This is a genomic window from Maribacter sp., from assembly GCF_016744255.1.
Lineage (GTDB): Bacteria > Bacteroidota > Bacteroidia > Flavobacteriales > Flavobacteriaceae > Maribacter_B.
Map to the genome: position 1 here is coordinate 1 of NZ_JADGES010000041.1, position 21,556 is coordinate 21,556.

The window sequence follows — 21,556 nt, forward strand, 5'->3', positions numbered from 1 at the left end:
TACATATTGGAATTGAATTCAACATTTGGCGATTTTATAAGTTCTGGACGAAATGTCAGTAGAATAACTATGACCGAATTAGGGCAACAACTAAATTTAGATTCATTTACAATTTTCAAAAAACAAACTGAAACTATTATCAGAGATTTTAAAAGCACCTTATGAAAAAATTGTTAAAGAATTTGTCTAAACCGACTTAATACAATAATATTCAGGTTTTCCAAGACTACGAGAATATCTTGAAAGAGATAATTCAAAAAGTTGAGGAAACGACAATTGAGGATTATAACAACGCAGGAGAAACTAAAAATATTGAATTCAAAAGTTCTTTAACACGAAATTAATTATAACATGGGTCTTTAGAAAGGGAATTGTTTTGTGATTATTTTTCAGGTAAAGAAAGAAGCTTTTCATTGATTTTAAAAGAATTTACTGTTGTTCGAGATAATTATTTTCATAGCCTTGATGCATATCTTGAAGGGTTTTCTTTTGAAAAAATAAAAACCTCTTCCTTAGTGTATTTTCAAGAGATATCTGATAAAATACATGAGACAATTAGAAAGGTTTCGAGCTATTTATTCGCTATTCCAATATCATTTTTGTTTCTAGCAAGCAGATTAGATTTTGATACACCTTCAATCACCAAAAATTTCAGACTTCTCTTTCTTGGCTATTTATTTTTCATACTCATCTGGAATATTTTTTTTAAAAACATTAAGGAGTCTCTTGATTCCATTCAAAAAGAAATCATCAGATTTCAGGATAAGATTAAAAATGTAAGTGATTTAAGTGAAATAAAAAAAGAGCTTAATGATGAAATAAAAGATGGCTTACTTCAGAGTCAGTATAATAAACTCCGATTATTAAAGGTAATCACTATATTAATTATAATCGTTTTAACAATAGTAGTTTGTTCTATACATTGGGAATCAATAATGATTTTCTTTAAAGAAATTCAATGTCAGTACTTTTAATTAAAATCCAAAAGAATAAAGTTTTAGTTGCCCGCACTCCGAAGTTTGTAACCCCGTACCTCCATAACTGTTCAATTTACTTTGGTTTAGAATTCATAAATTAAACAAATAATTAACATAAGACAAAATCATTTTATTGTGAGATTAGCGTTAGCCTTTTTAGACACTAACCTCTAGAACTATGCTGAAAATGAATTATGTCGCCCTATTATTTAGTCTATGTTTCTTTTGCTCTTGCAATGGCGACTCTGATGATGAAGCCGATGATATGGCGGGTTTAATAGAGGATGATAATATTCCGAGTGAGGCTATTGCCATATATAACGAGGCGTATCAAGAAAATTACGAAGCAGATACTATAGCCGATATTCTTACCAATGCAAAAAATGGGTATGTACTTATTGATCCCTTTGCAGAAGGTGTACCCGAGCAAATTGCAGCTATTAAAGCCAATGGGAACCAAGTTGGCGCTTATATTAGTATTGGTACTGGTGAAAATTTCCGAGATGACTATGAAGCAATTAAACCTTATTTGGTAAACAAAGCATGGGACGAATGGCCTAATGAGTTTTTTGTAAATGAAACTACTACTGGTATTTTAGAGGTTATGAAAGCTAGAATTGATAAAATAGCTACATGGGGCTGCGATTGGGTAGAGTTTGATAATATGGACTGGGTTTATGATGGTAATAGGCGTAATACGTACAATTTAGAAGTAACCAAAGCGGAAGGAGCTGCTTATTTTCGAGCACTATGCGATTATGTGCATGAAAAAGATATGAAATGTATGGCCAAGAATATGACGGAAGATGCTTCCAATTTTGATGGAGTGCTTTATGAGTCTTATAACAACGATAAAAATTGGTGGAGTCAATCGGGTGCACAAAGCTTTTTAGATGCAGGTAAACTGGTAATTATTAATCATTACAATGAAACTTCTTGTTCGCAGGTATATGCAGAATATAAAGGCATCTATAATAATGATTTATCTTTTATTTGTGAAGATACCAATCTAAAAAAGTATGTTCATTTTAATGAGGAATAAACGTTTTTTTACTAACACAACAACAGTAAGAATTAAAGCCAAATTACAAAATTGTAATTTGGCTTTAATTAAAATTTTTAGTTTCTAAAAGAGGGTATTATTTCGCCAATTTTCTTAGCGTAACCCATTGTTTCAACATTTCTCTAGAATCGCAGGCAGGGTATCCAAGTACCGTTTTACCAGCAGCTACATCGCTTACCACTCCAGAACCTGCACCAACGGTAACACCAGAATGTAATGTAGTATGATCATTGATGGATGCGCTACCACCAATAATAACGCCATCTCCTAAAGTAACAGAACCTGCTAAGCCACTATGACCAGCCATAATACATGAACGCCCCATAACAGAGTTATGCCCAATTTGTACTAGATTATCTATTTTGCAACCATCTCCGATTATGGTAGAGCTAAATTTACCACGATCCACACAAGAGTTAGAGCCTATTTCTACGGCATTGCCTATAACAACATTACCTATTTGTGGAATTTTCACTAATCCTTTACCATCGGCACTTGGTCTAAAACCAAAACCATCTGCGCCAATACTTACGTTGGTGTGAATAATACATTTATGACCTATGATAGTACGCTCCCGAATTACCGTTCCAGACCAAATGGTACATCCGTTTCCTATGCTGGTGTCATCCATAATAGTTACATTAGGATATAAAACAGTATTATCGCCAAGAGAAACGTTTTTACCAACATAAGTATTAGCACCAATTTGGCACCCTTTTCCAAGGATTGCTGTTTTGTGTACTACCGCAGTTGGGTGTATGTCTTCTTCCAAAGCAGGTAATCCTGGGTCGAATAATTCCAAAATTTTAGCCATGGCTAAATCTGCATTTGGCACTTTTATTAGAGCTTTGTTTTCTCCGGGTTCTAAATTTATTTTTTCATCAATAACCGCAACACTTGCATTGGAGGATTCCCAGAGTTTGGCATATTTTCTATTTCCGATAACCGTAATTTCCCCTTCTTTAGCTTTTTCTAGTTGTTCTGGAGCTTTTATAATTGCAGATGTTTTACCTAAAATTTCTCCGTTTAATACGGCGTTAATTTCTGCGACGGTAAATGATTTCATAATGGTAGTAGTGTTTGGTTTAAATTATAAAAATGCTTAGCAGAGTATAAGCAAGCACTTTTTTTAACAATATAGGAATAATTAATCGGGAGATCTAACCATCTTTATGTAAATAATGGATAATACATATCAATGATTTATTGTTTTATGCGTCATAAATTATTGAGAATAAGGTATTTAGAAAATAAAATTATGATTTAGTAGAGAAGGGAAACTCTTTGGTAAAGAGGAGTAATGTAATCTGCGGTATTAGCGGAGTGTTTATTTTTTTTTAGAAGGCATGTTTCGCTATCGTGTAATTTTCAATTTGGGGACCTATTTTGCCGTAGTTCTTATTCTATTTTTAATGGAGTCTTATAAATTTTGCGGAGCCCATTATTACTTTCTTTAATATATTTTCTAAAACCTGAAATAGTATTAAATTTTCTAGGTTTAATATTGCTTCTCTTACTTGTAAAATATAATATTTGTTTTTTCTCATCATAAAACGGACAATATTCCATATACTTTGTGTTTACTGGAGTTCCTAAATTTGTTGCCTTTTTCCATTTTCCGTTGGTATCTTTTTTTGAAATGTATAGATCACCACTTCCTTGTCCGTCTTCTTCGTTGTATTTTGAATATATTATAAAATCTTCTTTCTCTGAGATAAAGGCGTTAAATTCATAACCAACGCTGTTTATATTTTCGTCTAATAAAATGGGTTCAGCATACTTATTGTCTTCCCATTTGCAAAAATAAATATCATCTTTTCCAAAACCAATAGGAGATATCATTGTAAAATATAGGTTGTTATTTTTACTAACTGAAGGGTAGAATTCGTCTAATTCTGAATTAATTGGTTTTCCCATATTTTGTGGTTTTGACCATTTACCATCTTTGTTATTTCTGTCAACATACCAAATATCAAAATCCTTTTTATTTTTGTGAGAATCCTTTAGTGGTCTGTCGGAGACAAAAAATAATCGATTATTACTAAAGGATAAAAAAGGCTCTAAATACATATAGGAATCGCAGAAGGGTAATAATTCTGGTTTAGACCATCCATTCTTCTCTTTTTTAATATACGCTAACTGTGAAATTTCTTGATTAGGGCTCTGTAAAGTGAAAAAGGCTTCATTGCCATCTTTTGAAAGACAAAAATCGCGTACATTGAGAAACTGATTTAGTGTTTTATCAAATTGCATAATATCAGATCCATTTTGGGCAGCTAATAGATTTGAAATAAGAATTAGTGAAATTATTAATCTAATTTTTGTCATTATTAAAATTTTATTACAAAACTATAGGTGCTGTTCCAAAAGCATTAATCAATATAAAAAAAGAGGTAAAAGCTATAAGTTCTTGAGTACTCAGATTACTGTTTTAATGTTTACCAACGGTTGTACATAAATCACTAATGATTTATGTTTTTTATATAACTAATCTAATTAATCTTTGTTAAATGGAAAGAAATTTGTTTAAAATAATTTTTCAGACAAAAATACAAATCAATAAAAGGGTATAGTCTAAAAATGTACTAATGTTGTCTTTCAGCTTAATGAATACATATTTTATTATGTACTATAAATAACCACCTTAAAATTAGCACTAAACTTATTAGAAGCCTAAGTTTGCAATATGAAGGTAAGATATTCCAGGAATGATTCTATTAATGCTAAAACTTTAAAACAACTACATAAAAAATATAAAAACGAACAATTATTTGTGGATGTTTGTAGTTCTGCAATACCATTTAAAGAGAGATTAAAAGGAGGAGAGTTATTAGACTTTTTAAATACTCTAGAAGGATTTAAAATAGATTATATCAGTGTAGATTCTTTAGATAAATTTGGTAAAAATTTGCAAGACATACTTTCTGTGGTTAAAATATTTGATCAGTTAGGAATAACCGTAAAAATAGATAATTTGGGTATAGAGTCTTTGGTTAAAGGTAAAGCCAATGAAACTTTTACTTTATTGATAAAAGCACTTATCAATGTGGCAGATATGGAGAAACACACCATGTTAGAGCTGCAGAAGAACGGTATAGCCAAGGCTAAAGCAAATGGAATATATAAAGGACGGGTTAAAGGATCCGTGGAGTCTAAAGAAGTGATACTTAAAAAATATGGCAAAGTCATTAGAGCACTATCGAAAGGGAAAAGCCTAAGAGAAACAGCTAAAAGTTGTAATGTTAGTTTAGGTACAGTACAAAAGGTTAAAAGATTGGTGGGTAAAACCTACTAGTAATATATGTTTAATGGTAAAATTTCAGGAATATATTTATAATTGAAATTCTCCATTATTTTGGTCATTTTCTTCAGTTGATGACACTGTAAATAAGTCTTTTAAAATGTAGGATGCAATAATGGCTATACCAGCGGAAAGTAAAGGAATAGCAAATTGCCAGTCTAATATATTTAATAGGCTACCAGCAATTATGGCTAAGGTACCTATAACCATAGCAACATTCCAAAGAATTTGAGTAAGGCTATTTTTTACTCTTCGGTCTTCATCCATAAAATAGGCTGTGCCTTCCATGATAAACCAAGTAACAAAGGTTATTCCTGTAATGATTTGAAAAAACAAGGTATATGGAAAATCTAATAAATTTAGAATACCATTAGTAGTCCAAAATAATACTAACATCATTTTTACGTAATCTACTGTTTGTTTGTTTTCTTTTTTATGAAACCTAAAGGCATATAGTAATCCTAAAGAAAAAAAAGAAGCTAAGACAATTTCAAAAGCGTATGGCCAATTTAAAATCCTAGATAACATTCCCACTAAAAGAGCAGCAATAGTAATACGAATAGGTGTTTTTAATATTTTTTTAGTGTTAACCATAGCTTTTATATTTTATATCATATTGCTTTTATGTTAGCTTTTAAGCCTTCCGTAATACCTATGATATTATTAACTGTTTCTTTTAAATAGTATCTAATTAATACGTGAGGAATACGGATTGTTGTAAACCCATTTTTAAAAGAATGCATATCTTCTTCTAAATCATTAATAGCTTGTTCATGACTTAGTTTATCGTATTGCGTATCTATTTCTATGTTTAGTTTTACTCTAGAAATGGCTATATCAATAGATTTTTTACCATCCCACCATTCTAACATAGCACTAACACCCGCTTCCTTTAAGCTATAATACAATTGAATAGCTTCTAGGGGAGTATTGTTTAATTCAATTAACCTTTCAATTCTTGCCTGGTGTTGGTCACATAATTCTACGCCTAGAGATTCCATAGCATTTTTATGATCCAAATAACCGAGCTTCTTATTGCATTCTAGACATGTCATTATTTGTAGGTATACTTTAAATTTGGGACTACTATAACCCTGTATTTTTCGGATTATTATATTACTTCGATGTAATAACCTATCTTTTAGATGAACTACATTTTTTTAGACGAACTAAATATTTTATGTTAAAATTATTTTTTTACAAAAAGGAATTAAAGCCCTCTTGATTTTTAATTAAAGCCCTTATCTTTAAGAACTTATTTTATAAATTGATAGATATGTTTCTTAAAAAAATAAATATTTTAGTTTTTATATTAATAACCTTTTGTTTATTTAGTTGTAAGGAGGCTAATTCTAGTAACAAAACAGATGTTAGTGTTACGGAGCTATCTCTAAAGCTAACGCTTTCAGAAGCTAATAGATTAGCGAGCTTGCCTTTAGAGTGTATGCAAGTGGAATTTCCTAATAAATTAAACCAGTCCATGAATGATTCTACTCATTTAGGAACACCTAAACAATTGCATCCAGCATTTTATGGTTGTTATGATTGGCATTCGGCAGTACATGGTCATTGGTCATTGGTTTCTTTGTTAAAGCAATTTCCTAGTTTAGAGAATTATAAGGAAATTCAAGAAAAATTAAAGGCTAATATATCTCAGGAAAATATAGAAGCAGAGCTAGCTTATTTTAAAAGAAAAGGAAATGCTACTTATGAAAGAACCTATGGTTGGGCTTGGGTATTAAAATTAGCAGAAGAATTACATACTTGGGATACTCCCTTAGCAAGAGAATTAGAAACTAATTTACAGCCATTAACAGATTATGTAGTACAAGCGTATACTGCTTTTTTACCTAAATTAAATTATCCTATAAGAGTAGGAGAGCACTCCAACACCGCCTTTGCTTTAAGTTTAGCATTAGATTATGCAGAAGTAATTGGTGAAGAGGAATTAAAAATTGCTATAGAATCTACAGTAAAACGATTTTATATAAATGATGCAGGTTGTCCTTTAAGTTGGGAGCCTAGTGGGTTCGATTTTCTTTCTCCATGTTTAGAAGAAGCAAATATTGTAAGACGATTTATGTCTCCAACCGATTTTAAAAAATGGTTTGATGCCTTTTTGCCGCAATTAACAGATGTTACTTTTAACTTAGAACCTGGTAAAGTGTCTGATCGAACAGATGGAAAAATGGTACATTTAGATGGATTAAATTTTAGTAGAGCATGGTGTTTGTATGGTATATCTAAAAGTCTACCAGAGTATAAGCATCTAAATCTTATAGCTAATAAGCATATACAATATTCTCTACCTAATATTGTAGATGGTAATTATAGTGGAACTCATTGGTTAGGAACCTTTGCTCTTTATTCATTAAATAAATATAAAAACTAGATGTTTAAAAAAATAGGACCAGGTGTTTTGGTAGCTGCCGCTTTTATTGGCCCAGGAACAGTTACAGCTTGTACATTGGCAGGGGTGGCTTTTGGGTATGCGCTATTATGGGCAATGTTGCTGTCTGTTATTGCTACTATAGTATTACAAGAAATGTCTGCCAGATTAGGAATAGTAACTCAAAGAGGGTTGGCAGATGTTATAAAAGAAGAATTAAAAACACCGTGGATAAAGATTACTATTATCGTTATAATTCTTGCGGCAATAGTAATTGGTAACGCTGCGTATGAAGCAGGTAATATTGGGGGCGCTACGCTAGGGTTAGAAGCTATTTTCGGAAAAGAATCCTCTGGTTATTACCCTATAGTAATAGGCTTGTGCGCGTTTATTTTATTGTATTTAGGAAACTATAAAAGTTTAGAAAAAACGTTGGTTACTTTGGTAATATTAATGAGTGTTTCTTTTTTATGTACGGCATTAATTACAAAACCAAATATTGTAGAGGTATTAAAAGGATTATTAATTCCGTCTATGCCAGAACATAGTATTTTAACGGTTGTTGCTTTGGTAGGAACCACAGTAGTTCCATATAATTTATTTTTACACGCTTCTCTAGTGAGTGAAAAATGGAAATCTATTAAAGATTTAAAAACAGCAAGGAAGGACACCGTAGTATCTATTGCTTTGGGAGGATTAGTTTCTATGGCAATTATTATAGCAGCTTCAACTATACCAGGAAAAGAAATAACGAATGTGTTAGATTTGGCGAAGGGGTTAGAGCCTCTTTATGGAAATGCAGCAAAATATTTTATGGGAATAGGTTTGTTTGCTGCTGGTATAACATCCTCTGTTACGGCACCTTTAGCAGCGGCCTATGTAGTAAATAGTTGTTTTGGATGGAAAGCAGATTTAAAAGATTATAGGTTTAGACTTGTCTGGATGGCTATACTTTTTTTGGGCGTGTTTTTTCTATTTTTTGGAATAAAACCAATAGAGATAATAAAATTTGCCCAAGTTGCTAATGGCATTCTGTTGCCTGTTATTGCTATCTTTTTACTCTGGGTAGTTAATAGAGAATCTGTAATGGGGAAATATAAAAATTCTAAATTACAAAATGTAATAGGGGGTATTATAATACTGCTTTCCTTACTATTAGGCGCAAAAAGTATACTTAAGGTAATGGGGCTTTTTTAAACGAAATTTGTGGATAAAAAATATATAAATATTAATTGTGATGTAGGGGAGGGTATTGCTAACGAAGAGCAACTTTTTCCTTATATTTCTTCTTGTAATATCGCCTGTGGAGGTCATTTTGGAACCGTAGATACAATACGTAAAACAGTGCAATTGGCGATTAAGAATGATGTAAAAATAGGAGCTCATCCATCGTATCCAGATAGAGTCAATTTTGGGCGGGTTTCTATGCATATGAAGAAAGATGTATTTGTTAAAAGTATACAGGAGCAAATGCATAATATAGAAACTATTTTACATCAAAAAAAAGAAAAATTACATCATATAAAAGCCCATGGAGCATTGTATAATGATATAGCCAAGGACTTAAATTTAGCAAAATCTTTTTTAGAGGCTGTGTCAGAGTATAAGAGTAGAGTGTGTTTATATGTGCCTTATGGTTCTCTAATTGCAGAAGAGGCATTAAAACAAGAATTTAGTGTTAAGTATGAAGCCTTCGCGGATAGAAATTATAATGCTAATCTAAGCTTAGTTTCAAGAAAGTCTACCAATGCACTAATAGAACACCCTAAGGCAGTCCTAGAGCATATAAGATTAATGGTGCATCAAGAAAAAGTACAAGTTATTTCTGGGGAATTAGTTTCTATAAAAGCAGAAACTTTTTGTATACATGGAGATACTATTTCGGCATTAGATATTTTAATCTACCTTTCTAGAAATTTACCAAAACTAAATATATTTAAAAGTGTCTAACTATACTATTTCTATACGTTCCTATGGAGTACATGCTGTTTTGATAGAATGGCCTAACCAAGTAGAGGAGGTTATTTTAGAAGATATAATACAATTTAAAGAGCATTTAATTAAATCTTGTTTAGATTCTAAGAGTTGGGAAATTATTCTGGCGTATAATTCACTTACTTTAGTCTATAGACAAGCACCGATTGATTTTGATACTTTTAAAGGAAAAATAAAAGAATGGTACGCCCAAAAAAAGCCTATAGAAAAGAGAGGAAAATTACTTTGGAAACTACCCGTATGTTATGATGTTTCTTTTGGGATTGATTTAGAAGAAACTTGTAATAAGTTAAATCTAACAACAGAAGAGCTAGTTAGGCTACATACTCAAAATGCATATACAGTATATGGCATAGGTTTTTTACCAGGATTTATGTATCTCGGAGGGTTGTCTAAGGAGTTAGAAATAGAGAGAAGGGCATCTCCTAGATTACTTATAGAAAAGGGATCCGTGGGATTAGCCGGAAAACAGACAGGTATATATCCTCAAGAATCTCCTGGTGGATGGAATATTGTGGGTAATTGCCCAGTTTCTATGTTTAATCCAAAAAATGAAAACCCTTGTTTTGTTTCCGTAGGAGATAAGGTGCAGTTTTATAAGATAGAAAAAGCCGAATATAATCTTATAAAAATAGAGAATGAAGTAGGAGTTTATAACTTAGAAAAAAGTAAGATAGATGCTTAAGGTAGTAAAGGCAGGTTTTTTTACAACAATTCAGGATAAAGGAAGAATTGGCTATTTAAACAAAGGAGTTCCTGTATCTGGCAGTATGGATGGTAACGCTGCATTAGTATGCAATCAATTATTAGAGAATGATCCTAATGCTGCAGTTATTGAAATAACGATGACTGGGCCTATTTTAGAGTTTACTATAGATACTTACATTTGTATGGGAGGAGCAGAAATCTCCCCAATCTTAAATGATACGCTTTTAGAGAATTATAAGGTATATAAGGTAAACTCTGGAGATATGTTGTCTTATGGGAGGTTAAAGAAAGGGTTTAGAGCTTATTTGGCTATAAAAAACGGATTTAAAAGTGAGGAGGTTTTGGGGAGTAAATCTTTTTATTACCCAATAACCACAGAAAAAAAAATAGCCTCTAGGGCAAACATTCCTTATGAAAAATGTTCTAATTTTTCACCTAAACTAAATGCTTTACGATTACAAAATATTCTAGATGAAAATGTAATACTTGTGTCTAGAGGGCCAGAGTTTAATTTGTTAAATGATGGTCAATTAACGGCCTTGTTTTCAAAAGAATTTTCTATTGCTAAAGAAAATAATAGAATGGCGTATCAAATAAAGGAAAATATAGAAGGGTTAAGTTATTCCATGTTAACATCGGCTACCTTACCAGGAACAATACAATTAACCCCATCGGGTAAATTAATTATTCTTATGAAAGATGGACAAACAACAGGAGGGTACCCAAGAATATTACAACTGTCAGACGAAGCAATATGTATCTTGGCTCAGAAAAAATATGGCGATAAAGTGTTTTTTAAACTAGAATAACCACTTTTAATAAAATTTTGTTTCCCTATTTTAAAAAATAGACTTAATATTGTACTAATGAAAATAAATAATTTTTTAATCAATGTCATTATAATTATCCCTTGTAGGGGATGATATAGTGTTCTTTTGACTAAAAAAAAGCCTGTATCAAACCAATTTGATACAGGCTTTTTTTATGTTCTTTACTTAAATTTAAAACTATTGAATATGATATAAAAACAAAAGTTAAAGAACTGTAAAACAGTAGTTTAGTTAAAATAAAGTGTAATTGAATTTAAACCAGTAAATCTTGTTAAAATATTAAGGTATTATAATCATATATCTTTGATATGCTAGTAATATTATAGCAATTTTATAGAATACTTAGAAATGTCTCAAATGGAATTAAATAAATATAGTAAAAACGTTACTCAGGATCCAACACAACCAGCAGCACAAGCTATGTTATATGCTATTGGTTTTACCGACGAAGATTTTAAAAAGCCACTTGTGGGTATAGCAAGTACAGGTTACGAAGGTAACCCTTGTAATATGCATTTAAATGATTTGGCTAAACTGGTAAAAGAGGGAGTTAACTCTAAAGAAACAGTTGGTCTTATTTTTAATACTATAGGTGTTAGTGATGGTATTTCTATGGGTACACCAGGAATGCGTTTTTCTTTACCATCTAGAGATGTTATAGCAGATTCTATGGAGACTGTGGTACAAGGAATGTCTTATGATGCCTTGGTAACCGTTGTAGGTTGCGACAAAAATATGCCAGGAGCATTAATGGCTATGTTACGTTTAAATAGACCAGCTATTTTGGTTTATGGAGGAACAATAGCATCTGGCTGTCATAACGGTAAAAAGCTAGATATTGTTTCCGCTTTTGAGGCTTGGGGAGAGAAGGTAGCTGGTACAATGGAAGAATCGGAGTTTAAAAGTATCATTAAAAAATCGGTTCCAGGAGCAGGAGCTTGTGGTGGTATGTATACTGCAAATACAATGGCTTCGGCAATTGAGGCTTTAGGAATGTCTATGCCTTATAATTCATCTAATCCAGCGATTAGCGAGAATAAAGAAGCAGAATGTTTAGAAGCAGGTAAACAAATGCGTATTCTTATAGAAAAAGATATTAAGCCTTTAGATATTGTTACGCGTAAGTCATTAGAAAATGCTATTCGTTTAGTAACTATAATGGGGGGTTCTACCAATGCAGTATTACATTTCTTAGCAATAGCAAGAGCTGCAGATATAGATTTTACATTACAAGATTTTCAACATATTAGCGATACCACACCATTTATAGCAGATTTAAAACCTAGTGGTAAATATTTAATGGAAGATGTACATCGTGTAGGTGGTATTCCAGCAGTATTAAAGTATTTATTAAGAAACGGACTTTTGCATGGTGACTGTTTAACGGTTACTGGGAAAACTTTGGCAGAGAACTTGGAAAATGTGCCAGATTTAGAAGAAGGTCAAGATGTTATTAGACCTTTAGAGAATCCAATCAAAGCAACAGGACATTTACGTATGCTTTACGGTAACCTTGCAGAAAATGGTTCTGTAGCAAAAATCACAGGAAAAGAAGGGTTGTTATTTAAAGGAACGGCAAAAGTATTTAATAGTGAGTATGATGCGAATGATGGTATTCGTGATGGAAAAGTAGAAAAAGGGGATGTAGTCGTCATTCGTTATGAAGGGCCTAAAGGAGGACCAGGAATGCCAGAAATGCTGAAGCCAACCGCAGCTATTATGGGAGCGGGTCTAGGTAAAGAGGTAGCACTTATTACAGACGGTCGTTTCTCCGGAGGAACACATGGATTTGTTGTAGGGCATATTTCTCCAGAAGCACAAGATGGAGGAACTATAGCTTTAGTAGAAGATGGAGATATAATTACCATTGATGCGGAAAAAAATGCAATTAATGTAGAGGTGTCAGATGAGGTTTTAGTAAAACGTAAAGAAGCGTGGGTACAACCAGAATTAAAATTTAAAAAAGGAGTATTGTATAAATATGCACGCTCAGTATCATCCGCAGCACAAGGTTGTGTAACAGACGAATTTTAGAAAAGAATAGTTTAATTAAAATAATCCCCAAAATAGACTTGAACATATAAATTTTAAGTTGGGATAAGGCTTATGGAGACATTAAAAGCAAAAAAAGTAGAAACTAAAAAGCAAGCCACAATAAAAATAAGTGGAGCAGAAGCTATTATACATTGTTTAGTAGCAGAAGGAGTAGATTTATTATATGGTTATCCTGGAGGAGCAATTATGCCTGTCTATGATGAGTTGTATAAATTTCAAGATAAGCTAACTCATATTTTAGCACGCCATGAGCAAGGAGCTACACATGCAGCACAAGGCTATGCCAGAGTAACGGGTAAAGTAGGGGTAGCTATGGCTACTTCTGGTCCTGGAGCAACCAATCTAATTACAGGTATTGCAGATGCGCAAATAGACTCCACACCTATGGTTTGTATTACAGGGCAGGTCCATCGTCATTTATTAGGTTCAGATGCCTTTCAAGAGACAGATATCATTGGTATTTCAACCCCAGTGACTAAATGGAATTACCAAATAACACAGGCTAGTGAAATTCCAGAAGTTCTGGCCAAGGCTTTTTACATAGCAAAATCAGGTCGTCCAGGCCCTGTTTTAGTAGATATTACTAAAAACGCGCAAATGGATGAGTTTGATTTTAGTTATGAAAAGTGTACGGGAGTGCGTAGTTACAAACCTGTGCCAGAACCAAATATAGAAGCTATAGATGCAGCTGCTGAAATAATAAATAAAGCAAAAAAACCATTAATTGTTTTTGGTCAAGGGGTTATTTTAGGAGAAGCAGAAGAGGAATTAAAATCATTAGTAGAAAAAGCCGGAATTCCTGCAGCATGGACCATATTGGGTCTTTCTGCAATGGATACAGACCATCCTTTAAATGTAGGTATGGTTGGTATGCATGGAAATTATGCGCCGAATGTTTTAACGAATGAATGTGATGTTTTAATTGCTATAGGAATGCGTTTTGATGATCGCGTTACTGGTAGGTTAAGTGATTATGCAAAACAAGCTAAAATTATTCATTTTGATATTGACCCTGCTGAGATAGATAAGAATGTAAAGACAGATGTAGCAGTTCTAGGGAACTCTAAAGAGACCTTGTCCCTTGTTTTACCAAAAATAAAGGAAAACAAGCATGAAACTTGGCATAATCTGTTTAAAGAAAAATACCAAATTGAGTTAGATGAAATTATAACCCCACAACTTAATCCAACAAAAGAAGGATTAACCATGGGTGAAGTGTTAAATCAAATAAATATTGCTTCAGAAAGTAAAGCTGTAATTGTTTCCGATGTTGGTCAACATCAAATGTTTGCTTGTAGATATGCTAAGTTTAAACAAACGAAAAGTAATATTACTTCTGGAGGATTAGGAACCATGGGGTTTGCGTTACCAGCAGCTATTGGCGCTAAAATGGGAGCAATGGATCGCGAAGTTGTTGCAATTATAGGAGATGGTGGCTACCAAATGACCATCCAAGAATTGGGGATAATTTTTCAACACAAGATTCCTGTAAAAATAGTAGTATTGAATAATGAGCATCTTGGTATGGTGCGTCAATGGCAAGAACTGTTTTTCGATAAAAGGTATGCATCTACAGTAATGACCAATCCAGATTTTGTTAAAATAGCGGAAGGGTATCGTATTAAAGCAACTAGAGTTTCTAAAAGGGAAGATTTAAAAGGAGCCGTAGAAGAAATGATGGCTTCCAAAGAACCTTATTTTTTAGAAGTACGTGTGGAGCAAGAAGATAATGTATTTCCTATGATCCCTACTGGAGCATCTGTTTCAGAAATAAGATTAAAGTAGCAAACACTTAGATGCACATAGGGGAGCAAATACTAACTTTAAAGAAAGAAAAATTTCTAAGTTTAGTTAAAATGGATAAAAATTTTATTACTTCCAAAGTTTAATTGGTGTACAAGGAGAATTGAAGCAGTGAAAAATAGTATAATAGAATAAGAGAAAAGAATTTATAGAAATGGAAAAAGAATGGTTCACCATATCGGTTTATTCAGAGAATAATGTAGGTTTATTAAATAGAATATCGGGTATATTCTTAAAAAGACACATTAATATAGAGAGTTTAAACGTTTCAAAATCTGAAATTGATAATGTCTCAAAATTTACCATAGTAAATTACGTTACCGAAGAAACAGCACGTAAAGTTGTTGGGCAAATAGAAAAGCAGATAGAAGTAATTAAAGCATTTTATCATACAGATGATGAAACTATTTTCCAAGAATCGGCACTGTTTAAGATAAAATCAGATTTGTTGTTTGATGAGCGTCAAATACAAAATATAATAAAAGATAGCAATTCTCAGATTGTGACCGTAGCAAGAGACTTTTTTGTTCTTGCAAAATCTGGACGAAGAAGTGAGATAGAAGAAATGCATGACCAATTAAAACCGTACGGAATTATGCAATTTGTACGTTCTGGGCGTATTTCTGTTTCTAAAGAAAAAATGAATATTTCATCTCTACTTATAGAAGAGTTTAAAGAAAATTAAATAATCAAAAATCAAAATAAGAACATAAATGGCAAATTATTTTAATACACTATCCTTAAGAGATAAATTAACCCAATTGGGTAAATGTAGATTCATGGAATCTAGTGAATTCTCCGATGGTGTATCGGCTTTAAAGGGTAAAAAAATTGTGATTATAGGTTGTGGTGCCCAAGGTCTTAACCAAGGTCTTAATATGAGAGATTCTGGTTTAGATGTTTCGTATACATTAAGAGATGCTGCTATAAAAGAGAAAAGACAATCTTTTAAAAATGCTTCTGAGAATGGATTTACTGTAGGTACTTACCAAGAATTAATTCCAACGGCAGATTTGTTAATAAACCTAACTCCAGATAAGCAGCATACAGCAGTTGTAAAAGCTGTTATGCCGTTAATGAAAAAAGGAGCAACACTTTCTTATTCTCATGGATTTAATATTGTAGAAGAAGGAACACAAATAAGAGAGGATCTTACTGTAATTATGGTAGCTCCTAAGAGTCCAGGTTCTGAAGTAAGAGAAGAATATAAAAGAGGTTTTGGTGTACCAACATTAATTGCGGTTCACCCAGAGAATGACCCGCAAGGAAAAGGATATGCAGAGGCTAAAGCATACGCTGTAGGTACTGGTGGTCATAGAGCAGGTGTTTTAGACTCTTCTTTCGTTGCTGAAGTGAAGTCAGATTTAATGGGAGAGCAAACTATTCTTTGTGGTTTGTTGCAAACAGGCTCTATTCTTTGTTTTGATAAAATGATTGAAAAAGGAATCGATGCAGGTTATGCGTCTAAACTTATTCAATATGGATGGGAAACTGTTACCGAAGGTTTAAAATATGGTGGTATTACCAATATGATGGATCGCTTGTCTAACCCGGCAAAAATTAAAGCTTTTGAGTTATCCGAAGAGCTTAAGGAAATTATGCGTCCATTATTCCAGAAACATATGGATGATATTATGGAAGGTGAATTTTCTAAAACCATGATGGAAGATTGGGCTAATGACGATAAAAACTTATTAGGATGGAGAGCAGCAACAGGAGAAACTGCCTTTGAAAAAACACCAGCAGGTGATGTAGAAATCTCGGAACAAGAATTTTACGATCATGGAGTACTTATGGTGGCTATGGTAAGAGCAGGGGTAGAACTAGCTTTTGAAGCAATGACAGAATCTGGTATTATCGGAGAGTCAGCATATTATGAGTCTTTACACGAAACGCCTTTAATTGCAAATACAATAGCAAGAAAGAAATTGTTTGAAATGAATAGAGTAATTTCGGATACAGCAGAATACGGTTGCTATTTGTTTGACCATGCGTGTAAGCCCTTATTAACAGACTTCATGAAGAATATCGATACCAATGTTATCGGTAAAAACTTTGGTAAATCCAATGAAAATGGGGTTGATAATGCAAAATTAATTGAAGTAAATAAAATATTAAGAGAGCACCCAGTAGAGATTGTGGGAGCAAGATTAAGAGCTTCAATGACAGCAATGAAACCAATTGTATAAATAAATACACCCTCCCTTGGGGGAGCTTGAGGGATAAGAAGACCTATGACGTACTTCCCAACAATTGAGAATATAAAAAAAGCGGCGGATAACATTCAGCAAGTTGTTGCTATTACGCCGCTTTCTTCTAGTTTGCGACTTTCTAAAAAATACAAAGCCAATATCCTTCTAAAAAGAGAAGACTTACAGCGTGTACGTTCGTATAAAATTAGAGGTGCATTTAATAAAATTAGTTCCCTTTCTCAAGAAGAAAGAACTAAAGGCGTGGTTTGTGCTAGTGCAGGTAACCATGCCCAAGGTGTTGCTTTTGCTTGTAACCACTTAGGTATAAAAGGAACAATTTACATGCCTGCTGTTACTCCAAAACAAAAGGTAGAGCAAACTAAAATGTTTGGGGAAGATTGGGTTACAGTAGTTTTAGAAGGAGATACTTTTGATGATGCTTATAAAGCTGCAAAAATATATTGCGAGAAAGAGAAAGAAACTTTTGTACATCCTTTCGATGACCCCAAAATTATAGAAGGCCAAGGAACAGTTGCATTAGAGATTCTAGAACAATCCAAAGAACCCATAGATTATATTTTTGCTCCAATAGGAGGAGGCGGACTTGTTTCTGGAATGATAGGAGTATTGAAAGAACTTTCTCCAAAAACTAAAATAATTGGAGTAGAACCAGAAGGAGCACCTTCTATGAAAACATCTATAGAAGAAGGTGTTAATACCGAGCTACAACAAATAGATAAATTTATTGATGGGGCAGCGGTTAAAAGAGTAGGGTATTATACTTTTAATATATGCAAGGATAATCTAACGAAAATGGTTACTGTACCAGAAGGAAAAGTGTGCCAAACTATATTAGATTTATATAATAGAGACGCCATTGTTGTAGAGCCTGCAGGAGCTTTAACAATAACAGCTCTAGATGACTTTGCAGCAGAAATAGAAGGTAAAAATGTAGTTTGTATTATTAGCGGCAGTAATAACGATATTACAAGAACAGCAGAGATAAAAGAACGAGCACTCTTGTATGGCCAGTTAAAACATTACTTCATGGTTCGTTTTCCTCAAAGACCAGGAGCTCTAAAAGAATTTGTAAGTGAAATTTTGGGGCCTACGGATGATATTACGCATTTTGAATATTCTAAAAAATCTAGTAAAGAAAATGCTCCAGCGGTAGTAGGTATAGAATTAAAAAGTCCAACAGATCTTGCTCCATTGGTGCAAAGAATGAAAAAAAATAATTTCTTTGGAGAATATTTAAATGATAAACCCGATCTTTTTCAATATCTAGTATAGTAAAATAACAGAATGGCAATGTTTCATTAAATTATAATTGCGAAAACGTTTTCATTGCTAAAGTCTTTAAAATAAGGGGTTAAAGACCGTATTTTACTTTTTGTTTTTACTAAATTCGTGTAGTTCAATTTAATTTAGGCATAACAAATTGATTAAAACTACGGCAAATGAATACAAAGACAACTATCCCAGAAGCATACCAAATTAAAGAAGTAATTCATCAAAAACAGTATTTAGTAAATGGTGAATTAAAGCAATGGAATGGTAATACATCAGATGTTTATTCTACAATTTCATCTACGGAAGAATACAAACCTACATTATTAGGTAGTATTCCAGATATGGGAGAACCAGAGGCTTTGAATGCTTTAGACGGGGCATTGGCAGCTTATAATAGAGGGCAAGGAGTTTGGCCAACAATGCATGTTAAGGACCGTATTGAATGTATGGAAACCTTTGTAAAGAAAATGAGCTTTAAAAGAGAAGAGATTGTAACTCTCTTGATGTGGGAAATAGGAAAGTCTTTACCAGATTCTGAAAAAGAATTTGACCGTACTGTAGAATATATTAATGACACTATTGAGGATTATAAGCAATTGGATCGTAATGCTGCTAAATTTCAGAAGCACGATGGCGTATATGCGCATATAAAAAGAGGTCCACTAGGTGTTGTTTTATGTTTGGGGCCTTATAACTACCCATTGAATGAAACCTTTGCTTTATTGATACCTGCAATAATAATGGGTAATACTACCATTTTTAAGCCAGCGAAGCACGGAGTGTTACTAATTACCCCACTTTTAGAGGCTTTTCAGAGTAGTTTCCCAAAAGGAGTAGTGAATATAGTTTTTGGTAGAGGTAGAGCTGTTGCAGCTCCTATTATGCAAACTGGGAAGGTAGATGTGTTAGCACTAATTGGAAACAGTAAATCGGCAAACGCATTGCAAGATCAGCATCCGAAAAGTAACCGTTTACGTTTAGTATTAGGTCTAGAAGCTAAAAACCCTGGTATTGTATTACCAGATGCGGATTTAGATTTAACAATAAACGAATGTTTGGCAGGAACTTTATCTTTTAACGGGCAACGATGTACTGCCTTAAAAGTATTGTATGTACATGAAGATATTGTAGAAGAATTTAACAAACGTTTTGCAGAAAAGGTCGATACTTTAAAATTCGGAAACCCTTGGGATGATGGTGCTAAATTAACGCCACTACCAGAACCAAGTAAGCCTCAGTATATTCAAGAGTTAATTGATGATGCCAAAACAAAAGGAGCTAAAATATGGAATAAAAAAGGAGGAGAAACAACAGAAAATTATATTTGGCCAGCTGTTTTGTATCCTGTAAATAAAGATATGAGGGTATACCAAGAAGAGCAATTTGGTCCTGTTATTCCTATTGTACCTTTTAAAGATATAGAAGAGCCTTTAGATGATATGGCTGAAAGCAATTATGGGCAACAGGTAAGTTTGTTTGGTAAAGATATCTATGCTATTGCTCCATTGGTAGATTCTTTAGTAAATTTAGTGTGTAGAGTAAACTTAAACAGCTCTTGTCAAAGAGGGCCAGATGTGTATCCTTTTACAGGGAGAAAAGATTCTGCTCAGGCAACTTTAAGTGTGCATGATGCTTTACGTTCGTTCTCTATTAGAACCTTTGTTGCTTCTAAAGATAATGACATCAATAATGAAATATTAGAGAAGTTATTAGATGCAAAAATATCGAATTTTATAAGTACAGATTATATATTGTAAAGAGGAGATGTAAACCACATAAAAAAGCCTCCATATTTTAAATATGGAGGCTTTTATAAATATTCTATACTTTAAAGGTTAGCAACTAGCCAATCTCCAAGTTCACTAGTTTTGTAAGAAGTACCACCTTCTGCTAAATCTTCAGTAACATATCCTTTAGCTAAAGATGCGTTTACAACATCTCTTATAGCTTTAGCTTCTTCTGTTAAACCAAAATCTTCGAACATCATAGCTGCAGATAATACCGTTGCTAATGGGTTCGCAATATCTTTACCTGCTGCTTGTGGGTAAGAACCATGAATAGGTTCGTATAATTTTGTCTTTTCACCTACCGATGCAGAAGGCATAAGTCCCATAGATCCAGAAATTACAGAAGCTTCATCCGTTAAAATATCTCCGAATAGGTTAGCTGTAATCATTACATCATAAGAATTTGGCCATTGTACCAAACGCATTGCAACAGCATCTACAAATTCATAAGATACAGTTACTTCTGGATAATCTTTTTCCATCGCCTGTACCGTCTCTCTCCATAGTCTAGAGGATTCTAATACATTAGCTTTATCAACACAGCATAAATTTTTAGAACGTGTCATAGCAAGCTCAAATCCTTTACGAGCTATACGTTCCACTTCAGACCTTGTATAGGTCATGGTGTCAAAAGCAGTATCGTTATTATCTTTTCTGCCTCTTTCGCCAAAATAGATGCCACCTGTAAGTTCTCTTAAGATGATTAAGTCTGTACCTTCGATACGTTCTCTTTTTAAAGGAGATTTATCTATTAAAGAAGGGAAAGTAAAAGTTGGTCTCACATTAGCAAATAGGCCTAATTTTTTACGCATTTTTAATAATCCCTGTTCTGGTCTTACTTTTGCAGATGGGTCATTATCAAAACGTGGGTGTCCTATTGCGCCAAATAGAACAGCATCAGCAGCTTCACAAACCGCATGGGTACTGTCTGGATAAGGCTCTCCACAATCATCAATTGCAGCAGCTCCAGTTAATGCAGGTGTCCATGAAATATCATGCCCAAATTTTTCTGCAATTTTATTAGATACTTTAACGGCTTGATCTATTACTTCAGGACCAATTCCGTCCCCAGCTAATAATGCTATATTTAATTTCATTCTATTTTATTTTGCAATAATTCGTATTGCGGTTTAATATTTAATTTACTCCCACCAGTGGGTTTA

General features: G+C 33.2%; 19 protein-coding genes. 14 read left to right on the top strand and 5 right to left on the bottom strand.

Annotated features, from left to right (window positions below; translation table 11 throughout):
• Nucleotides 1-413 precede the first annotated feature (413 nt).
• Both QZZ51_RS08705 and QZZ51_RS08710 read left to right on the top strand, forming a co-directional pair.
• On the top strand, nt 414-974 hold the full coding sequence (locus tag QZZ51_RS08705; RefSeq protein ID WP_291868717.1) for a hypothetical protein: 561 nt from the start codon (nt 414-416) through the stop codon (nt 972-974).
• A 181-nt stretch (nt 975-1,155) separates the two neighbouring features.
• A complete protein-coding gene (locus QZZ51_RS08710; protein WP_291868720.1) occupies nt 1,156-2,019 on the top strand; it encodes an endo alpha-1,4 polygalactosaminidase in 864 nt (287 codons plus the stop codon).
• 97 nt (nt 2,020-2,116) lie between these two features.
• Here QZZ51_RS08710 and lpxD read toward each other — a convergent pair whose 3' ends face one another.
• The gene (gene lpxD, locus QZZ51_RS08715) at nt 2,117-3,106 is read right to left on the bottom strand and encodes a UDP-3-O-(3-hydroxymyristoyl)glucosamine N-acyltransferase (protein ID WP_291868722.1); all 990 of its coding nucleotides are present in this window, start codon (nt 3,104-3,106) and stop codon (nt 2,117-2,119) included.
• A gap of 332 nt (nt 3,107-3,438) precedes the next feature.
• Nucleotides 3,439-4,368 (bottom strand): hypothetical protein, encoded by a 930-nt coding sequence (locus tag QZZ51_RS08720; protein ID WP_291868724.1) that lies wholly within the window; start codon nt 4,366-4,368, stop codon nt 3,439-3,441.
• Nucleotides 4,369-4,726: 358 nt separating this feature from the next.
• On the opposite strand from QZZ51_RS08720, the gene QZZ51_RS08725 reads away from it, so the two are divergent.
• Complete coding sequence (locus QZZ51_RS08725; RefSeq protein ID WP_291868725.1) at nt 4,727-5,335, top strand: recombinase family protein; 609 nt, start codon at nt 4,727-4,729, stop codon at nt 5,333-5,335.
• 36 nt (nt 5,336-5,371) lie between these two features.
• Here the strand turns inward: QZZ51_RS08725 and QZZ51_RS08730 are convergent, their stop codons facing one another.
• Together QZZ51_RS08730 and QZZ51_RS08735 are read right to left on the bottom strand one after the other, a co-directional pair.
• A complete protein-coding gene (locus tag QZZ51_RS08730; RefSeq protein WP_291868727.1) occupies nt 5,372-5,935 on the bottom strand; it encodes a hypothetical protein in 564 nt (187 codons plus the stop codon).
• Nucleotides 5,936-5,952: 17 nt separating this feature from the next.
• Nucleotides 5,953-6,396: a hypothetical protein gene (locus QZZ51_RS08735; protein ID WP_291868730.1), complete on the bottom strand. Its 444-nt coding sequence runs from the start codon at nt 6,394-6,396 to the stop codon at nt 5,953-5,955.
• Nucleotides 6,397-6,617: 221 nt separating this feature from the next.
• Between QZZ51_RS08735 and QZZ51_RS08740 the strand changes: the two genes are divergently transcribed.
• The 11 genes from QZZ51_RS08740 (at nt 6,618) to QZZ51_RS08790 (ending at nt 20,363) form a co-directional block, all read left to right on the top strand.
• Nucleotides 6,618-7,733 (top strand): DUF2891 domain-containing protein, encoded by a 1,116-nt coding sequence (locus QZZ51_RS08740; RefSeq protein ID WP_291868732.1) that lies wholly within the window; start codon nt 6,618-6,620, stop codon nt 7,731-7,733.
• A complete protein-coding gene (locus QZZ51_RS08745) occupies nt 7,734-8,927 on the top strand; it encodes an Nramp family divalent metal transporter (RefSeq protein WP_291868735.1) in 1,194 nt (397 codons plus the stop codon).
• A gap of 9 nt (nt 8,928-8,936) precedes the next feature.
• Nucleotides 8,937-9,680 carry a 5-oxoprolinase subunit PxpA gene (pxpA, locus tag QZZ51_RS08750; RefSeq protein WP_291868738.1) on the top strand — a complete coding sequence of 248 codons (744 nt, stop codon included), beginning with the start codon at nt 8,937-8,939 and terminating at the stop codon, nt 9,678-9,680.
• Nucleotides 9,673-10,410, top strand: coding sequence for a 5-oxoprolinase subunit PxpB (gene pxpB, locus QZZ51_RS08755; RefSeq protein ID WP_291868740.1), 738 nt, complete (start codon nt 9,673-9,675; stop codon nt 10,408-10,410). The genes pxpA and pxpB overlap by 8 nt, the downstream gene beginning before the upstream one ends.
• Nucleotides 10,403-11,242, top strand: coding sequence for a biotin-dependent carboxyltransferase family protein (locus QZZ51_RS08760; protein WP_291868742.1), 840 nt, complete (start codon nt 10,403-10,405; stop codon nt 11,240-11,242). The genes pxpB and QZZ51_RS08760 overlap by 8 nt, the downstream gene beginning before the upstream one ends.
• Before the next feature lie 378 nt (nt 11,243-11,620).
• Nucleotides 11,621-13,297: a dihydroxy-acid dehydratase gene (gene ilvD / locus QZZ51_RS08765; protein WP_291868745.1), complete on the top strand. Its 1,677-nt coding sequence runs from the start codon at nt 11,621-11,623 to the stop codon at nt 13,295-13,297.
• A gap of 72 nt (nt 13,298-13,369) precedes the next feature.
• Nucleotides 13,370-15,103: a biosynthetic-type acetolactate synthase large subunit gene (gene ilvB, locus QZZ51_RS08770; RefSeq protein WP_291868748.1), complete on the top strand. Its 1,734-nt coding sequence runs from the start codon at nt 13,370-13,372 to the stop codon at nt 15,101-15,103.
• 172 nt (nt 15,104-15,275) lie between these two features.
• Nucleotides 15,276-15,806 (top strand): acetolactate synthase small subunit, encoded by a 531-nt coding sequence (gene ilvN / locus QZZ51_RS08775; RefSeq protein ID WP_291868751.1) that lies wholly within the window; start codon nt 15,276-15,278, stop codon nt 15,804-15,806.
• Nucleotides 15,807-15,834: 28 nt separating this feature from the next.
• Nucleotides 15,835-17,310: a ketol-acid reductoisomerase gene (gene ilvC / locus QZZ51_RS08780; protein WP_291868754.1), complete on the top strand. Its 1,476-nt coding sequence runs from the start codon at nt 15,835-15,837 to the stop codon at nt 17,308-17,310.
• 45 nt (nt 17,311-17,355) lie between these two features.
• The gene (gene ilvA, locus QZZ51_RS08785; protein ID WP_291868757.1) at nt 17,356-18,606 is read left to right on the top strand and encodes a threonine ammonia-lyase IlvA; all 1,251 of its coding nucleotides are present in this window, start codon (nt 17,356-17,358) and stop codon (nt 18,604-18,606) included.
• 167 nt (nt 18,607-18,773) lie between these two features.
• Nucleotides 18,774-20,363: an NADP-dependent glyceraldehyde-3-phosphate dehydrogenase gene (locus tag QZZ51_RS08790; RefSeq protein ID WP_291868760.1), complete on the top strand. Its 1,590-nt coding sequence runs from the start codon at nt 18,774-18,776 to the stop codon at nt 20,361-20,363.
• A 71-nt stretch (nt 20,364-20,434) separates the two neighbouring features.
• On the opposite strand, the gene leuB is transcribed toward QZZ51_RS08790, so the two are convergent.
• Entirely contained in the window at nt 20,435-21,490 is a 1,056-nt protein-coding gene (gene leuB / locus QZZ51_RS08795; RefSeq protein WP_291868763.1) for a 3-isopropylmalate dehydrogenase, read from the bottom strand.
• Between the last annotated feature and the right edge of the window lie 66 nt (nt 21,491-21,556).

Excerpts from the sequence above, each read along its gene's own strand:
- QZZ51_RS08790 (WP_291868760.1), top strand. The coding sequence starts at position 18,774 with ATGAATACAAAGACAACTATCCCAGAAGCATACCAAATTAAAGAAGTA.
- ilvN (WP_291868751.1), top strand. The coding sequence starts at position 15,276 with ATGGAAAAAGAATGGTTCACCATATCGGTTTATTCAGAGAATAATGTA.
- QZZ51_RS08710 (WP_291868720.1), top strand. The coding sequence starts at position 1,156 with ATGCTGAAAATGAATTATGTCGCCCTATTATTTAGTCTATGTTTCTTT.
- ilvA (WP_291868757.1), top strand. The coding sequence starts at position 17,356 with ATGACGTACTTCCCAACAATTGAGAATATAAAAAAAGCGGCGGATAAC.
- lpxD (WP_291868722.1), bottom strand. The coding sequence starts at position 3,106 with ATGAAATCATTTACCGTCGCAGAAATTAACGCCGTATTAAACGGAGAA.
- ilvB (WP_291868748.1), top strand. The coding sequence starts at position 13,370 with ATGGAGACATTAAAAGCAAAAAAAGTAGAAACTAAAAAGCAAGCCACA.
- QZZ51_RS08735 (WP_291868730.1), bottom strand. The coding sequence starts at position 6,396 with ATGACATGTCTAGAATGCAATAAGAAGCTCGGTTATTTGGATCATAAA.
- ilvC (WP_291868754.1), top strand. The coding sequence starts at position 15,835 with ATGGCAAATTATTTTAATACACTATCCTTAAGAGATAAATTAACCCAA.
- QZZ51_RS08760 (WP_291868742.1), top strand. The coding sequence starts at position 10,403 with ATGCTTAAGGTAGTAAAGGCAGGTTTTTTTACAACAATTCAGGATAAA.
- leuB (WP_291868763.1), bottom strand. The coding sequence starts at position 21,490 with ATGAAATTAAATATAGCATTATTAGCTGGGGACGGAATTGGTCCTGAA.
- QZZ51_RS08740 (WP_291868732.1), top strand. The coding sequence starts at position 6,618 with ATGTTTCTTAAAAAAATAAATATTTTAGTTTTTATATTAATAACCTTT.
- QZZ51_RS08745 (WP_291868735.1), top strand. The coding sequence starts at position 7,734 with ATGTTTAAAAAAATAGGACCAGGTGTTTTGGTAGCTGCCGCTTTTATT.
- QZZ51_RS08725 (WP_291868725.1), top strand. The coding sequence starts at position 4,727 with ATGAAGGTAAGATATTCCAGGAATGATTCTATTAATGCTAAAACTTTA.
- QZZ51_RS08730 (WP_291868727.1), bottom strand. The coding sequence starts at position 5,935 with ATGGTTAACACTAAAAAAATATTAAAAACACCTATTCGTATTACTATT.
- ilvD (WP_291868745.1), top strand. The coding sequence starts at position 11,621 with ATGGAATTAAATAAATATAGTAAAAACGTTACTCAGGATCCAACACAA.
- QZZ51_RS08720 (WP_291868724.1), bottom strand. The coding sequence starts at position 4,368 with ATGACAAAAATTAGATTAATAATTTCACTAATTCTTATTTCAAATCTA.